Annotated in this window: 14 protein-coding genes; 12 read left to right on the forward strand and 2 right to left on the reverse strand. The window is 71.9% G+C overall.

Annotation, left to right across the window (positions count from 1 at the left end; translation table 11 throughout):
- The first annotated feature begins 35 nt into the window (after positions 1-35).
- The 6 genes from J2847_RS05905 (at position 36) to J2847_RS05930 (ending at position 7,355) form a co-directional block, all read left to right on the forward strand.
- Complete coding sequence (locus J2847_RS05905) at positions 36-1,073, forward strand: branched-chain amino acid ABC transporter permease (RefSeq protein ID WP_209777868.1); 1,038 nt, start codon at positions 36-38, stop codon at positions 1,071-1,073.
- Positions 1,070-2,875, forward strand: a complete 1,806-nt coding sequence (locus J2847_RS05910) for a branched-chain amino acid ABC transporter ATP-binding protein/permease (RefSeq protein ID WP_233474310.1) — start codon at positions 1,070-1,072, stop codon at positions 2,873-2,875. Before J2847_RS05905 ends, J2847_RS05910 begins: the two co-directional genes overlap by 4 nt.
- The gene (locus tag J2847_RS05915; RefSeq protein WP_209777870.1) at positions 2,872-3,600 is read left to right on the forward strand and encodes an ABC transporter ATP-binding protein; all 729 of its coding nucleotides are present in this window, start codon (positions 2,872-2,874) and stop codon (positions 3,598-3,600) included. Before J2847_RS05910 ends, J2847_RS05915 begins: the two co-directional genes overlap by 4 nt.
- 87 nt (positions 3,601-3,687) lie before the next feature.
- Positions 3,688-4,503, forward strand: a complete 816-nt coding sequence (locus tag J2847_RS05920; RefSeq protein ID WP_209777872.1) for a crotonase/enoyl-CoA hydratase family protein — start codon at positions 3,688-3,690, stop codon at positions 4,501-4,503.
- A 159-nt stretch (positions 4,504-4,662) separates the two neighbouring features.
- Positions 4,663-6,546, forward strand: coding sequence for a feruloyl-CoA synthase (locus tag J2847_RS05925; protein ID WP_209777873.1), 1,884 nt, complete (start codon positions 4,663-4,665; stop codon positions 6,544-6,546).
- Between the two features lie 47 nt (positions 6,547-6,593).
- Positions 6,594-7,355, forward strand: a complete 762-nt coding sequence (locus J2847_RS05930; RefSeq protein WP_209777875.1) for an SDR family NAD(P)-dependent oxidoreductase — start codon at positions 6,594-6,596, stop codon at positions 7,353-7,355.
- A gap of 8 nt (positions 7,356-7,363) precedes the next feature.
- Here the strand turns inward: J2847_RS05930 and J2847_RS05935 are convergent, their stop codons facing one another.
- A complete protein-coding gene (locus tag J2847_RS05935; RefSeq protein ID WP_209777877.1) occupies positions 7,364-7,978 on the reverse strand; it encodes a MarR family winged helix-turn-helix transcriptional regulator in 615 nt (204 codons plus the stop codon).
- Positions 7,979-8,144: 166 nt separating this feature from the next.
- Here J2847_RS05935 and J2847_RS05940 point away from each other — a divergent pair, with 166 nt between their 5' ends.
- The 3 genes from J2847_RS05940 (at position 8,145) to J2847_RS05950 (ending at position 11,695) form a co-directional block, all read left to right on the forward strand.
- On the forward strand, positions 8,145-9,938 hold the full coding sequence (locus J2847_RS05940; protein ID WP_211114633.1) for an acyl-CoA dehydrogenase: 1,794 nt from the start codon (positions 8,145-8,147) through the stop codon (positions 9,936-9,938).
- Positions 9,939-9,970: 32 nt separating this feature from the next.
- A complete protein-coding gene (locus J2847_RS05945; RefSeq protein ID WP_209777879.1) occupies positions 9,971-10,840 on the forward strand; it encodes an amidohydrolase family protein in 870 nt (289 codons plus the stop codon).
- Positions 10,841-10,993: 153 nt separating this feature from the next.
- A complete protein-coding gene (locus J2847_RS05950; RefSeq protein ID WP_209777881.1) occupies positions 10,994-11,695 on the forward strand; it encodes a GntR family transcriptional regulator in 702 nt (233 codons plus the stop codon).
- A 6-nt stretch (positions 11,696-11,701) separates the two neighbouring features.
- Here the strand turns inward: J2847_RS05950 and J2847_RS05955 are convergent, their stop codons facing one another.
- Positions 11,702-13,504 carry a sigma 54-interacting transcriptional regulator gene (locus tag J2847_RS05955; protein ID WP_209777882.1) on the reverse strand — a complete coding sequence of 601 codons (1,803 nt, stop codon included), beginning with the start codon at positions 13,502-13,504 and terminating at the stop codon, positions 11,702-11,704.
- 352 nt (positions 13,505-13,856) lie between these two features.
- On the opposite strand from J2847_RS05955, the gene J2847_RS05960 reads away from it, so the two are divergent.
- The 3 genes from J2847_RS05960 (at position 13,857) to J2847_RS05970 (ending at position 15,478) form a co-directional block, all read left to right on the forward strand.
- Positions 13,857-14,096, forward strand: coding sequence for a phenol hydroxylase subunit (locus J2847_RS05960; protein WP_209777888.1), 240 nt, complete (start codon positions 13,857-13,859; stop codon positions 14,094-14,096).
- Between the two features lie 80 nt (positions 14,097-14,176).
- Positions 14,177-15,187 carry an aromatic/alkene monooxygenase hydroxylase subunit beta gene (locus tag J2847_RS05965; protein ID WP_209777890.1) on the forward strand — a complete coding sequence of 337 codons (1,011 nt, stop codon included), beginning with the start codon at positions 14,177-14,179 and terminating at the stop codon, positions 15,185-15,187.
- An 18-nt stretch (positions 15,188-15,205) separates the two neighbouring features.
- Positions 15,206-15,478, forward strand: coding sequence for an MmoB/DmpM family protein (locus tag J2847_RS05970; protein ID WP_209777891.1), 273 nt, complete (start codon positions 15,206-15,208; stop codon positions 15,476-15,478).
- The last annotated feature ends 25 nt before the right edge of the window (positions 15,479-15,503 follow it).

The raw sequence follows: 15,503 nt of genomic DNA on the forward strand, positions 1-15,503 counted from the left end.
AGGCCCCCCGCATCCGACGTCCCGGAGGTCATTCCTTGGACCCGACCATCGCCCTGTTCCTGGCCCAGGACGGCGTGACGAACGGCGCGATCTACGCGCTGCTCGCCCTGTCGCTCGTGCTGGTCTTCACCATCACCCGCGTGATCTTCATCCCCCAGGGCGAATTCGTCGCCTACGGCGCGCTGACCCTGGCGGCCTTCGAGCGGGGCGTGCTGCCGCAGACCGCGTGGCTCGCCCTGCTGCTGGGGGCGGCGGCCTTCCTCGACGACCTGATCCGCTTGCCGGACCGACGGTCGCCGCGCCGCGTCCTCGCGGCGCTGGCGGGCGACGTCGGCTTTCCCGCCGCCGTCCTGGCGGCGGCCTGGTGGGCGGCGCCCCGGCATCTCGGGCCGCTGGCCGAGGTGCCGCTGACGCTGGCGATGGTCGCCTCGCTCGGCCCCTTCCTGTACCGGCTGGTCTTCCGTCCGCTGGCCGAGGCCCCGGTCCTCGTGCTGCTGATCGCGGCGGTCGGCGTCCATCTGGCGCTGGTCGGGCTGGGGCTGGTCTTCTTCGGGGCCGAGGGCTTCCGCACCGCGCCCTTCAGCACCGCCGTGATCGAGGCCGGGCCGGCGACGATCACCGGCCAGAGCCTGTGGGTCCTCGGCGTGACGGGCGGCCTGATCCTGGCGCTGTGGGCCTTCTTCGGCCACACGCTGACCGGCAAGGCGTTGCGGGCGACGGCGGTCAACCGGCTGGGCGCGCGGCTGGTCGGCATTCCGACGGCGGCGGCCGGGCGCATCGCCTTCGTGCTGGCCGCCTTCATCGGCGCGCTGTCGGGCGTGCTGATCGCGCCGGTGACGACGGTCTTCTACGACACCGGCTTCCTGACCGGACTGAAGGGCTTCGTCGCCGCGATCATCGGCGGGCTGGTCAGCTTTCCGCTGGCCGCCGCCGCCGCCGTCCTGGTCGGGCTGGTCGAGGCCTTCGCCTCCTTCTGGGCCAGCAGCTTCAAGGAGGTCGTCGTCTTCACGATCATCATCCCGGTCCTGCTGTGGCGCTCGCTGCGCAGCGGCCCGGCGGAGGACGAGGAATGAGCGCGCTGTCGATGAGCCGCCTCCCGGCGACGGGCGGGCCGGTCCGCTTCGCCGGGCTGGCGATCCTGGCGGCCGGCGCGGCGCTGCCGCTGCTGCCGGGGGTGCCGGAATTCTGGATCACCCTGTTGAACGCCGTCGGGTTGTCGGCGCTGGTCGCGATGGGGCTGGTGGTGCTGACCGGGGTCGGCGGCCTGACCTCCTTCGGGCAGGCGGCCTTCTGCGGCTTCGGCGCCTACACGACGGCGGTGCTGTCGACCGTCCACGGCGTCTCGCCCTGGCTGACGCTGGTCGCGGCGCTGCTGCTGACCGGGGCGGCGGCGCTGCTGCTCGGGCTGCTGACGGTGCGGCTGTCCGGCCATTACCTGCCGCTCGGCACCATGGCCTGGGGGATCAGCCTGTTCTACCTGTTCGGCAACCTCGACGCGCTGGGCCGCCACGACGGCATCTCCGACATCCCGCCGCTGAGCGTCGCCGGCCACGCCCTCTACGACGGCCGCTCGGTCTATTACGTGATCTGGGGCATCGTCGCGCTGGCCGCGCTGGCGACCGTCCGCCTGCTCGATTCGCGGGTCGGGCGCACCATCCGGGCGCTGCGCGGCGGCGTCCTGGCGGCCGAGGCCTCCGGCGTCGACACCGCGCGGGCCAAGCTGGTCGCCTTCGTCTACGCGGCGCTGCTGGCGGCGGTGTCCGGCTGGCTGTTCGCCCATGTCCAGCGCGCGGTCAACCCGACGCCCTTCGGGCTGAACGCCGGCATCGAGTATCTGTTCATGGCGGTGGTCGGCGGCGTTTCCCACATCGGGGGGGCGGTGCTGGGGGCGGGGCTGGTGCTGCTGCTGAAGGACCAGTTGCAGGTCGTCCTGCCCTGGCTGTTCGGCGGTTCGGGCAACTACGAATCCATCGTCTTCGGCGGGCTGCTCGTCCTGCTGCTGCAACACGCCCGCGGTGGGCTGTGGCCGCTGGCGGCGCGCCTCCTGCCGGCCCCCGCCGCGCCGGCGGTCGATCCCGCCGCCGAGCCCCTGCCGCGCCGGAGCCTGCCGGAGCGCGGCCGTCCGCTGCTGGAGATCGACGACCTCCAGAAGAGCTTCGGCGGGCTGGCGGCGGTGCGCAACGTCGGCTTCTCGGTCGCGGCCGGGGAGATCGTCGGGCTGATCGGCCCCAACGGCGCCGGCAAGAGCACGACCTTCAACCTGATCACCGGCGTGCTGCGGCCCTCGGGCGGCGCCGTCCGCCTGCTGGGGAGCGGCATCGGCGGGCTGCCCGCGCGCGCCGTCGCAAGGCGCGGCGTCGCCCGCAGCTTCCAGCACGTCAAGCTGCTGCCCGAGATGAGCGTGCTCGACAACGTGATGCTGGGCGCCCATCTGCGCGGCCGTGCCGGGGTGCTGCGGGCGGTGCTGCGCCTCGACCGCGCCGAGGAGGCCCGGCTGCGCCGCGAGGCGGCGGTCCAGCTCGAGCGCTGCGGCCTGGGCGACAGCCTGCACCGCCCCGCCGGCACGCTGGCGCTGGGCCAGAGCCGGATCGTCGAGATCGCGCGGGCGCTCTGCCTCGACCCGCTGCTGCTGCTGCTCGACGAGCCGGCCGCCGGCCTGCGCCACGCGGAGAAGCAGGCGCTGGGCGCCCTGCTGCGCCGCCTGCGCGAGGAGGGCACCACCATCCTGCTGGTCGAGCACGACATGGATTTCGTCATGGGGCTGGTCGACCGGCTCGTCGTCATGGAGTTCGGCGCCAGGATCGCCGAGGGCGTGCCGGCGGACATCCGCAACGACCCGGCGGTGCTGGACGCCTATCTCGGGGGGATCGAATGAGCGAGCCGCTGTTCGCGTTGCGCGACCTGTCCGTCGCCTACGGCAAGATCGAAGCCGTGCGGCGGGTGTCGCTGGAGATCGGCGTCGGCCGGATCGTCACCGTGGTCGGCGCCAACGGGGCGGGCAAGACCACCCTGCTGAACGCCGCCATGGGCATCCTGCCGGCGCAGGGCGAGATCCGCTTCCAGGGGCGGCCGGTCGGCGGCCTGTCCATCGAGCGGCGGGTCGCCGGCGGCATCGCCCTGGTCGCCGAGAAGCGCGAGCTGTTCACCACCTTGTCGGTGGAGGACAATCTGCGGCTCGGCGCCTACACCCGCCCGCGCGGCGAGCGCGTCGCCGACGCGCTGGAGGAGGTCTACGCGCTGTTCCCCCGCCTGAAGGAGCGGCGGCGCCAGATGTCCGGCACGATGTCGGGTGGCGAGCGGCAGATGCTGGCGATGGGCCGCGCCCTGATGGCGCGCCCGAAGCTGCTGATGCTCGACGAGCCGAGCCTTGGGCTGGCGCCGCGCATCGTGAAGGAGATCCTGCGCCTCGTCTCCGACCTGCGCCGCACCGGGGTCGGCATCCTGCTGGTCGAGCAGAACGCCCGGGCCGCCCTGCGCATCGCCGACTACGGCTATGTGATGGAGACCGGGGCGGTGACGCTGCAAGGTCCGGCGGAGACCCTGGCCAGGGATCCCCGCGTCATCGAGAGCTATCTCGGCTTTTCCGACCGCGCCGCCTGACGGTGGCGGAGGGCGGTCCGCTTGACGGCGGCGTCCGTAATAGTTATAATTCATAACAATAATGCAAAGTAACAGAAAGGCAGTCCGATGGGCTTGGGCGAACATGTGGGCGAACGAATCCTGGAAGGGGCGTTGCCCTCCTCCCTGCGGGCGGAACAGCGGGGCGAGGTCGCCGTGCTGACGCTGGCGCGGCCGGAAAAGCGCAACGCGCTCAACGACGACACCATCCTCGGGATCGAGGCCTTCTTCCTGTCCCTGCCGGCGGCGGTCAAGGCGGCGGTCGTCGCGGCGGAGGGCGACAACTTCTCCGCCGGGCTCGACCTGTCGGACATCGCCGAGCGCTCCACCGTGGATGGCGTGGCGCATTCCATGATGTGGCACCGCGCCTTCGAGCGGATCGAGTTCGGCCGCGTGCCGGTGGTCTCGGTCCTCAAGGGGGCGGTGGTCGGCGGCGGGCTGGAACTGGCCTGCGCCACCCACATCCGCGTCGCCGAGCGCAGCGCCTACTACGCCCTGCCGGAGGGGCAGCGCGGCATCTTCGTCGGCGGCGGCGCCTCGGTGCGGGTGCCGCGCCTGATCGGGGTCGCCCGCATGGCCGACATGATGCTGACCGGCCGGGTGCACGACGCCGAGAGCGGCTACGCGCTGGGGCTGTCGCAGTATCTGGTCGGACCCGGCGAGGGGCTGGCCAAGGCGCTCGACCTCGCCGCCCGCATCGCCGCCAACGCCCCGATCACCAACTTCGCCGTCGTCCACGCGCTGCCCCGCATTGCCGAGGCCGACCCGCGCCAGGGCTTCATGATGGAATCCCTGATGGCCGCCATCGCCCAGGGCAGCGACGACGCCAAGGACCGCCTGCGCGCCTTCCTGGACAAGCGGGCGAAGAAGGTCACCGAATTCTGAACCGCCGGTTCTGAAACCGCCGGGAAGGCCGGGGACGGCGAACGACCGCCCGCCCGGCCTTCCCACCACCCCAACCACCGCAGCGATGCCGGGAGCGGCGACAAGACCGCGACCAAAGCCCGGCCGTATTCTGGAGCCATGTTCCGGGGAGGAACACCCATGACCAAACCGATGCGCGCGATCCGTCTCGGCCAGCCGGGCGTGATCGTGGACCGCCGCGACGACGGCACCCTGCTGGTGCGCGGCGACGCCCCGCTGGAGCCCCATCCCGACAAGCTGACCCTCTGCCTGGAACGCTGGGCGCGCGACGCCCCCGACCGGGTGTTCCTGGCCCAGCGCCGGCCCGACGGCGGCTGGCGCGAACTGACCTACGCCGGAACCCTGGACCGGGTGCGGCGCATCGCCCAGGCGCTGCTCGACCGCAACCTGTCGGCCGAGCGCGGCATCGCGATTTTATCGGGGAACGGCATCGAGCACGCGCTGCTCGGGCTGGCGGCGCAGTATGTCGGCGTTCCCTACGCCCCGGTCTCGACCGCCTATTCGCTGGTCAGCACCGATTTCGGCAAGCTGCGCCACGTCCTCGGCCTGGTGACGCCGGGGCTGGTCTTCGCCGCCGAGGGGGAGCGGTTCGAGCGCGCGCTGCGCGCCACCGTGCCCGCCGGGGTCGAGGTGGTGGTCGGCGACGCGCCGTCCTCCAGCCCGACATCCTCCACCTTGCCGGCGACGCCCTTCGCGGCGCTGACCGCCAGGGCCGCCACCCCGGAGGTGGACGAAGCCCACGCCCGGGTCGGTCCCGACACCGTGGCGAAGCTGCTGTTCACCTCGGGTTCGACCGGGCTGCCCAAGGGCGTGATCAACACCCAGCGCATGCAGTGCAGCAACCAGCAGATGTTGCGTCAGGTCTTCACCTTCCTCGCCGAGGAACCGCCGGTGCTGGTCGACTGGCTGCCCTGGAACCACACCTTCGGCGGCAACCACAATTTCAACATGGCGCTCTACAACGGCGGCACCTTCTGCATCGACGAGGGCCGGCCGGTTGCCGACGGCGTGCTGCCGACCGTCGCCAACCTGCGCGACGTCGCCCCGACGATGTACTTCAACGTGCCCAAGGGCTACGAGGCGCTGGTCCCCCATCTGCGCGCCGAACCGGAGCTGCGCCGCCGCTTCTTCAGCCGCCTGAAGGCGCTGTTCTACGCCGGGGCCGGGCTGTCGCCCTACATCTGGGACAGCCTGGAGGAGCTGGCGGTGGATTCCTGCGGCGAGCGGATCGTGTTCGTGACCAGCCTGGGATCCACCGAGACGGCGCCCGCCGCCCTGATCGGCAACCGCGCGGTCGACCAGCCGGGAATCGTCGGCGTTCCGGCCCCCGGCGTCGAGGTGAAGCTGGTGCCGTCGGGCGAAAAGCTGGAACTGCGCCTGCGCGGGCCGAACGTCACGCCCGGCTACTGGCGCCAGGACGCGATGACCGCCAAGGCGTTCGACGAGGAGGGCTTCTACCGGATGGGCGACGCCCTGCGCTTCTTCGACGACGCGCGGCCCGAACTGGGCTTCGTCTTCGACGGGCGCATCTCCGAGGACTTCAAGCTGGCGACCGGGACCTGGGTCAGCGTCAGCACGATGCGGGCCGGCGTGCTGCGCCATTTCGCCCCGCTGGTCAGCGACGTGGTCATCGCCGGGCACGACCGCGACGACGTGGCGATGCTGATCGTGCCGGACGTTCCGGCCTGCCGCGACCATTGCGCGGACTTCGCCCGCGACCTGCCCGACGCCGAGGTTCTCCGCCGTCCGGAGGTGCGCGCGCGCTTCCAGGAGCTGCTCGACGGTTTCGCGCTGACCGGCACCGGCAGCTCCAACCGCATCGGCCGCGCCATCCTGCTGGAGGAGCGGCCCTCGCTCGACGCCGGGGAGATCACCGACAAGGGGTCGCTCAACCAGCGGGCCGTGCTGACGCGCCGCGCCGCGCAGGTCGAGGCGCTCTACGCGCCGGTGCCGGGGCCGGACGTGCTGGTCGCCGCCCGGCACATCTCCCAAGGCAAGGGCTGACCAGGGCAAACGCCGACCAGGGCAAACGCTGAAAAGGACGCAACGACATGATCATCGAGGGACAGGCGGCCGTCGTCACCGGCGGCGGTTCGGGGCTGGGCGCCGCGACGGCGCGGGCGCTGGCGGGTGCCGGGGCCAGGGTGGCGCTGCTCGACGTCGACGCCGACGCGGCGCGGGATCTGGCGCGCGAGCTGGGCGGCGTCGCCCTGCGCTGCGACGTGACCGATCCGCGGGCGGCGGCCGACGCGCTGGCCGAGGCGGGCGCCGCCCATGGGCCGGCCCGCGTGCTGGTCAACTGCGCCGGCATCGGCACGGCCAGGCGCATCCTCGGCCGCGACGGCCCGCAGCCGCTCGACGCGTTCGCCCGCATCGTCCAGGTCAACCTGATCGGCAGCTTCAACATGCTGCGTCTGGCCGCCGCCGCCATGGCCGGGCTGGAACCGCTGGCCGACGGCGAGCGCGGCGTCGTGGTGTCGACCGCCTCGGTCGCCGCCTTCGAGGGGCAGGTCGGGCAGGCGGCCTACGCGGCCTCGAAGGGCGGCATCGTGTCGCTGACCCTGCCGGCGGCGCGCGAACTGGCGCAGTTCGGCATCCGGGTGCTGGCCATCGCGCCGGGCCTGTTCCTGACGCCGATGATGCGGACCCTGCCCGACGCGGTGCAGGCCAGCCTGGGCGCCTCCATCCCCTTTCCCAGGCGCCTGGGAAAGCCGGAGGAGTTCGCGGATCTGGTCCTGCATTGCGTGGCCAACCCGGCCCTGAACGGCGAGGTGATCCGGCTCGACGGAGCCCTGCGCCTGCCGCCGCGGTGAGGGGCGGGTTACGGAGGGGATGCCTTGGGTGCGCGCGGCTTGCGCGGCTTGGCCGGCGGGGCCTCGGCCGCATCCCCCTCGTCGGCCAGGCCGGGCCCGCCGAACTCCACCAGCCGGCCCAGCAGCTCCAGCAGCCGGGTCCGCCCCTCCTCGCCGATCTGGTCGCGGATGCGCTGCTCGTGCTGCGTCCACAGCGCGTTCAGCTCCTTCACCAGGACGGCCCCCTTGGCGGTCAGGTGGAGCGCGTGGGAGCGGCGGTCGGTGGTCGCCAGCTTGCGCTTGACGAGGCCGCGCGCCTCCAGGGAATCGAGGAGGGGGACGAAGTTGGTGCGCTTGATGCTCAGCGCGTTGCTGACCTGCGACTGCCTGAGGCCGGGGTTGCGCCCGATGATGGTGAGGACGGAGAACTGCGCCGGCCGGATGTCGGCCTCCGCGAAGGTCCGGTTGAAGTCGTTGAACACCGCCATCTGCGCCCGCTTCAGCAGGAAGCCCACGGCTTCGCTCAGCAGGCCGAGATCGATCGTGTCGGCTGGCGCCACGTCCTGCGGGGGGGCGGCGGGAAGAGCGGTCGCGGGCGCCTTCGGGCGCCGGACCTGCGGGCGCTTCGGGGCGGGTTCGGTCATCGGTCGGGGACTCGTTTTCACTGTCGGCGGGGGTGGCCCGGCGCCTTGGGGACGGCAGGGACCCTAGCAGATGCAGGGTGGATGTGGTATCGCTATTAATGTTATAGATCATTACAGTGATGACGAATCATAAACGCGCGAACGCGCTCCGGGGAGGGTTGGCATCATGGGTTTCAAGGCGCCGGTGGACGACATCCTGTTCACGCTCCGGCATGTCGCCGGGCTGACGGAGGTGATGCGCGACGGCCTGTTCGACGGTCTCGACGACGATCTGGCGCGCGCCCTGCTGGAGCAGGCCGGGGCCTTCGCCGAGGGCGTCCTGGCGCCGCTGAACCGGCCGGGCGACCGGATGGGCGTCCGCTTCGCCGACGGCGCGGTCCGCACGCCGCCGGGCTTTCCCGAGGCGTACCGCCGCTGGGCCGAGGCCGGGTGGAACGCGGTGGCGGCGCCGGAGGACTGGGGCGGGGCGGGGCTGCCGGTGATGCTGAACACCGCGGTGATGGAAATGCACACCAGCGCCTGCATGGCCTTCGGGCTGGGGCCGGTGCTGACCCAGGGGGCGGTCGACGCGCTGCTCGCCCATGGCGACGCGGCCCTGCGGGAGCGCTGGCTGCCCCGGCTGGTGTCCGGCGCGTGGACGGCGACCATGAACCTGACCGAGCCGCAGGCCGGCTCCGATCTGGCGCTGCTGCGCACCCGCGCGGTGCCGGCGGGCGACGGCACCTACCGCATCACCGGCCAGAAGATCTTCATCACCTGCGGCGAGCACGACCTGACCGACAACATCGTCCATCTGGTGCTCGCCCGCCTGCCCGACGCGCCGGCGGGAACCAGGGGGATTTCGCTGTTCCTGGTGCCCAAGCGGCTGCCCGGCGATGGCAGCGCCAATGGCGGCCCCGGCGACGGAGCGCCGGGGGCGATGAACGACGTGCGCTGCGCCGGGGTCGAGCACAAGCTCGGCCTGCACGCCAGCCCGACCTGCACCATGGTCTTCGGCGATGGGGAAGGCGCCGTCGGCTGGCTGGTCGGCGAGGAGAATCGCGGGCTGGCCTGCATGTTCACGATGATGAACCGCGCCCGCCTCGCCACCGGCCTGCAAGGGGTGTCCATCGGCGAGCGCGCCTGCCAGCAGGCGCTGGCCTACGCCAGGGAGCGCCGGCAGGGCCGGGTGGGGAGCGATCCGGAAGCGCGGCCGATCATCGAGCATCCCGACGTGCGGCGCACGCTGCTGACCATGCGCGCCCTGACCGCCGCCGCGCGGGCGGTCGCCTACGTCACCGCCGAGGCCATCGACCGGGCCGAGCGCGGCGGCGACGCGGCGGCGCGGGAGCGCGCCGACCTGCTGACGCCGGTGACCAAGGCCTTCTGTTCCGAGGCCGGGATCGAGGTCGCCTCGCTCGGCATCCAGGTCCATGGCGGCATGGGGTTCGTCGAGGAGACCGGAGCGGCGCAGCATCTGCGCGACGTGCGGGTGACCTCGATCTACGAGGGGACCAACGGCATCCAGGCCATCGATCTGGTGACCCGCAAGCTGCCGCGCGGCGGCGGCGCTGCGGTCCGGCGGCTGCTGGCCGATTGGCGGGGCATCGTCGAGGCCGCGCGGCGGACCGACGCCGCCGCCCTCGGGGCGTCCGCCCCGCGGCTCGGCGAGGCGCTCGACGCGCTCGGCGCGGCGACGGACTGGCTGTTGGCCGAGGGGCGCGCGCCCGACGACGCGCTGGCCGGGGCCAGCCCCTTCCTGCGCCTGTTCGGGCTGGCGGCGGGCGGGGTGCTGCTGCTCAAGGGGGCGCTGGCCGCGCTCGCCCTGCAAGGGGACGGGGACAGGAACCCGGCGCTGCGCGCCACCGTCGCCACGGCGCGCTTCTACGCCGAGAACCTCGCCACCGCCGCGCCCGGCCTCGCCCGGACGGTGACCGGGGGCGCCGCGTCCCTGCGCCTCGGTCCGGATGTCTTCGCCTGACCTCTTCCTCGCCCGACTTCGGAGCCGCCGCCATGAACATCGACGATCTGGTCGCCATCGACATCCACACCCACGCCGAGAAATCCTGCCGCGCGCCGTTGCTGGAGGAGGCGCTGGCGATGGAGGAGGCCAAGGCGAAGTATTTCAAGAACGACCTCGGCCAGCCGGGAATCCCGGAAATCGCCGCCTATTACCGCCAGCGCAAGATGGCCTGCGTCATCTTTCCGGTCGACGCCGAATGCTGCACCGGCCTGCCGCGCGTGCCCAACGACGAGGTTGCCGAGCAGGTGGCGCGGAACCGCGACGTGATGATTCCCTTCGCCAGCATCGACCCGGCGCGCGGCAAGGTCGGCATCCGCGAGGCGCGGCGCCTGATCGAGGAGTACGGCGTCCGCGGCTTCAAGTTCCACCCGACCATGCAGGGCTTCTTTCCCAACGACCGCATGGCCTACCCGCTGTACGAGGTGATCGCCGAGCACAGGCTGCCGGCGCTGTTCCACACCGGCCAGACCGGCATCGGCGCCGGCATGCCGGGGGGCGCCGGCCTGCGCCTGAAATACTCCAACCCGATGCACATCGACGACGTGGCGGCGGATTTCCCCGACATGCCGATCATCCTGGCGCACCCCTCCTTTCCCTGGCAGGAGGAGGCGCTGGCGGTGGCCACCCACAAGCCGCAGGTCTACATCGACCTGTCGGGCTGGTCGCCGAAATACTTCCCGCCGATCCTGGTCCAGTACGCCAACACGCTGCTGAAACACAAGATGCTGTTCGGCTCGGATTTCCCCCTGATCACGCCCGATCGCTGGATCGCGGATTTCGAGACGCTGCCCATCAGGGACGAGGTGCGCCCCCTCATCCTCAAGCACAACGCCGCCAGGCTTCTCGGTCTGGGGGGATGATGTCGGCGCCTCCCCTCCCGCCGGGGCTGTGGCGACGTCAATCAGGTTGCCGCCGGTTCCGGCCCGCCATACTTTGAGGTTGACCGATCCGTCGCCCTTGCCGGCGACGGATCGGCTGCCCCATCGTCATGCAGAACCGCGGCGACGCCCTCGATGCCCCATCTGACCCTCGCTCCGAGCGAAGCCCCCGCGTCCACCTACGACTGGATCGAGGGGGAAATCCTGTCCGGCCGGCTCGCCCCCGGTTCGCGCATCGACCTGAAGGGGGTGGCCGGCGACCGTGCCGTGCCGGCGGCGGAGGTCCGCGAGGCGGCGCTCCGCCTCGCCTCCGAGGGGCTGGCGTCGCTGGAGGAGGGGACGATCCTGCGCGTCACCCCGGTGTCGCTGGCCGATCTCAAGGATCTGACGGCCTCGCGCATCGTCATCGAAACCGAGATGCTCCGCCAGTCCATCGCCGCCGGCGACGCGGCGTGGGCCGACGGCGTGCGCGCCGCCTTCGAGCGGCTGGCGGCGGTCGAGCCGCTGCTGGCGGACAACCCGCGCGATTTCCTCGACGACTGGGAGCGCTGCAACCAGGGCTTCCACGCCGCGCTGGTCGCCGCCTGCCCGCTGCGGCGCCTGATGCGCGTCAACGAGCGGCTCTACAAGCAGCACCAGCGCTACCGCCGCCTGTCGCTGCTGGGCCGCGCCTCGCCCCGCGACGTGCACGCCGAGCATCTGGCCCTGTACGAGGCGGCGCTGGCCCGCGACCCGGACCGGGCGGCCGCCGTGCTGGCCGACCACATCGGCTGCACCGTCGATCAACTGGCCAACGGCATCCGCGACGGAAGCTGGTTCGGCCTGCCGTCCGGCTGAGCGGGCTCAGTCCCGGCCCTTGCGGTAGCGGTAGGCGAGCTGCGCGCGGGTCAGGCCCAGCGTGCGGGCGGCCTCCGCCAGGTTGCCGCCGGCCCGCTCGACCGCCGTTTCGATCAGGCGGGCCTCCAGAAGCTCCAGCGGAATTTCGTTGGCCAGGACGCTGTCCACCAGCGAGTCAGGGCCGCCTGCCGCCGCTCCGGCCGCCATTGCTCCGGCCGCCATTGCTCCGGCCGGTGGATCCGGGGCGGTCCGCCCGTCGATCAGCGACCCGTCCTGGCCGACGCCGTAGAAGGGCGAATGGACCTCGTCGCCGCAGGCGAACAGATGGCCGACGTCGATCGGCGCGCCGTCCTCCGGCGCCAGGATGACGGCGCGCTCGATGATGTTCTCCAGCTCGCGGACGTTGCCGGGAAACTCGTAGTCGATCAGCCGGTCCATGCCGCGGTCGGTGACGCCGGCGACCGGCCGCTTGTGGCGGTCGGCGTATTTCAGCAGGAAATGCCGGACCAGCAGCGGGATGTCCTCGCGCCGCTCGCGCAGCGGCGGGATGCGCACCGGAAAGACGTTCAGCCGGTAGAACAGATCCTCGCGGAAATTGCCGCGCCGGCTTTCCGCCCGCAGGTCGGCGTTGGTCGCGGCGACGACCCGGACGTCGACCCGGCGGGTCTCGGTGCCGCCGACCCGCTCGACCTCGCGCTCCTGGAGCACGCGCAGCAGCTTGCCCTGCGCCGCGAGGTTGAGGGTGCCGATCTCGTCGAGGAAGATGGTGCCGCCGTGGGCGCGCTCGAACCGGCCGGGGCGGGATTGCAGCGCCCCGGTGAAGGCGCCGCGCTCCACCCCGAACAATTCGGATTCGATCAGGTTTTCCGGAATTGCCGCGCAGTTGATGGCGACGAACGGCATGGCGGCGCGGTCGCTCGACGCGTGCAGGCTGCGGGCGAACATCTCCTTGCCCACCCCGGTCTCGCCGAGGAACAGCACCGACGCGCTGGTGCGCGCCACCTTCTGGAGCAGATGGTGGGCCGCCAGGAAGCCCGACGACAGGCCGATCAGCCCCGGCTGCCGGCGGGCGTCGGCGGGCTGGGCCGGCAACCCGGTGAAGGCCGGGGGAACGGAGGGGGCGGCGGCCCGGTACAGGCTGCCCAGGCTGTCGGGTTGCAGATAGATCAGGTCGGGGTTGGGATCGTCCCACTCGTGCACCGGCTTGCCGACGATCCGGCAGTGGCGGCTTCCGGTGGCGCGGCATTCCACCTCGCGGTGCAGGATCGGCTGGCCCATGAAGATGCTGGTGTAGCCCGAGGCGTAGCCGATCTGCATCCAGCACACCGGCTCGGCGCTCATGCCGAAGGCGGCGATGTGGGCGTCGACCTCCGACGAGCCGTGCCAGAGGAATTCGCCGTAATAGTGGCCGGATTCGATGTCGACCTCGACCCGCACCGGCTCGACATGGACGACGCCCTCCAGCGCGTGCATCTGCGGGCCGACGTAGAAGGCGTTCAGATCGTCGCCGGGCCGGATGCGGCGGGCGAACTCCGCGTCCTTGCAGCCCGACGCGTAGCCCATCCGGGTGAACAGCCCGCGCGCCGCCGCCAGCCCCAGCGCGCCGACCAGCTCGCGCCGCAGGTCGGCCAGCGCGCTGAGATGGATCAGCAGCATCCGCTGGTCGCCCAGCCAGATGCGGCCGTCCTTCGGGCAGAAGCGCAGGCGGGCCGACAGGTCGGCGATGTCGGGCAGGCGGGCCGTTGCCTCCGCCGCCACCTGCGGAGGCATCAGGGGCACGGAGGAGGCTGGGGTGGATGACGAGTTCACGCGGCGCTCCCCGTTGCGGATTGGCCGCCGGTCATGCGCCGGCTTCGGCGGTCCGGCGGCGTTCGGCCGGTCGCGCCGACAAAGCTACGTGACCGCCCGATCCGGCGCAACGCGCGCCTGACGGATGATCGATTCATCAAATAATCACCTGCCCGGACCATGCCGGAGGGCGGGATTGACGATTTCATCAACGGACCGCCGCCGCCGGTTCGGCCCCGATCCGCGCCGCCTCCGGGCAAGTCCGATCAAGCCCTTGAAATACATTGGTGTTCACGGAAATCGCGGACGCTCGAAGCGCTTGGCACGGCGCTTGCCAATAGGCTCGGCACGGGAAACGCCGGAAGGAGCGAGCATGGCGCATTCAATGACCGCCTACGTCCGGGTCATGGCGATTCGCGACGGCCGTTTCGTCGAGTTCGCCTACGCGCTCGGCGACGACGACCTGTCGGTGGAGCTGATCATGCCCTTCGCCGCCTTCGACGAGTTCTGCCGCCGCGAAGGGGCGGTGATGCTGGGCCCGGCCGAAGCCGCCGGGGCGCCGCCGCCCGCCGGCCCCGGCCTGTACCGGCCCCCGGCGGGCGCCGGCGGCTGACGCGAGACCGAACCAACCCGGCGGAACCCTCCCGCCGCCGGGAGCCGCGCGCGACAAGGGGAGGGCCAAGGAGGAAACGCGTGACCATCGAGATCAAGACCCTGAAGGTCGAACCCCGCCGCCAGACCTTCGGCCACGTCGCCCGGCGTCTGGGCGCCGACAAGCCGGCCTCGCGCTACGACGAGGCGACGATGGACGTCCAGGCGACGGCCAACTTCCATTACAAGCCGCTGTGGGACGCCGAATTCTGGCATTACGACGAGCGCCGCACCGCCATCCGCATGCGCGACTGGTACGCGCTGCGCGATCCCCGGCAGTTCTACTACGCCAGCTACAACATCGCCCGCGCCGCCCAGCACCAGGGCACCGAGCGCAATTTCGACTTCGTCGAGAAGCGCGGGCTGCTGGCCCTGCTCGACCCGGCGTGGCGGGAAACGGTGGAGGGCTACCTGCTGCCGCTGCGTCACATGGAATGGGGCGCCAACATGAACTGCGCCAACATGTGCGACCGCGGCTACGGCACGGCGGTGACGGCCCCGGCGATGTTCGCCGCCGGCGACCATCTGGGGATGGCGCAGATCGTCGGCCGCATCGGGCTGGCGCTCGACGGCAACAGCGGCGCCTCGCTCGACGCCGCCAAGCAACGCTGGATGGAGGCCCCGGACTGGCAGGAGCTGCGCCGGCTGACCGAGGATTCCCTGGTGATCGGCGACTGGTTCGAGCAGTTCGTCGCCCAGCATCTCGCCATCGACGGGATGCTCTACCCGCTGGTCTACGGCCGCTTCGACGCGGCGGGTCAGGCGCTGGGCGGCACCGCCGTGTCGATGCTGACCGGGTTCATGACCGAGTGGCACGCCGAGCACGGCCGCTGGGTCGACGCCGTGGTCAAGACCGCCGCCGCGGAATCGGCGGAGAACAGGGCGCTGCTCGGCGGCTGGCTCGGCGCCTGGAGCCGCCGCGCCGCCGCCGCCTTCGCCCCGCTGGCCGCCGCCGTGCTGGGTCCGGAGGCCGGCGCGGATGCCATCGCCGAAACCGCTGCCGCCATCCGCGCCCGCGCCGTCCGCCTCGGCCTCGACCCGCTTGCCGCCTGACCGGAAGGACCGCGTTCCATGTCCCGCACCGTCTCCATCACCTTGCAGAACACCGACGACGCCCGCCCGATCATCGAGGCGATCACCGAGGACAACCCCGGCGCCACCGTCCACAGCTATCCCGGCATCGTCAAGATCGACCGCGAGGGCAGCCTGACCGTCCACCGTGCCTCGGTCGAGACGCGTCTCGGCCGCGACTGGGATCCGCAGGAAATCCACCTCAGCCTGGTGTCGATGGCCGGGAACCTGGACGAGGACGACGATTATTTCCGCCTCGCCTGGGCGCACTGAACAAAAAAGCCACCGGGAAAAAAGC

The organism is Azospirillum agricola, from assembly GCF_017876095.1.
Classification (GTDB): domain Bacteria; phylum Pseudomonadota; class Alphaproteobacteria; order Azospirillales; family Azospirillaceae; genus Azospirillum; species Azospirillum agricola.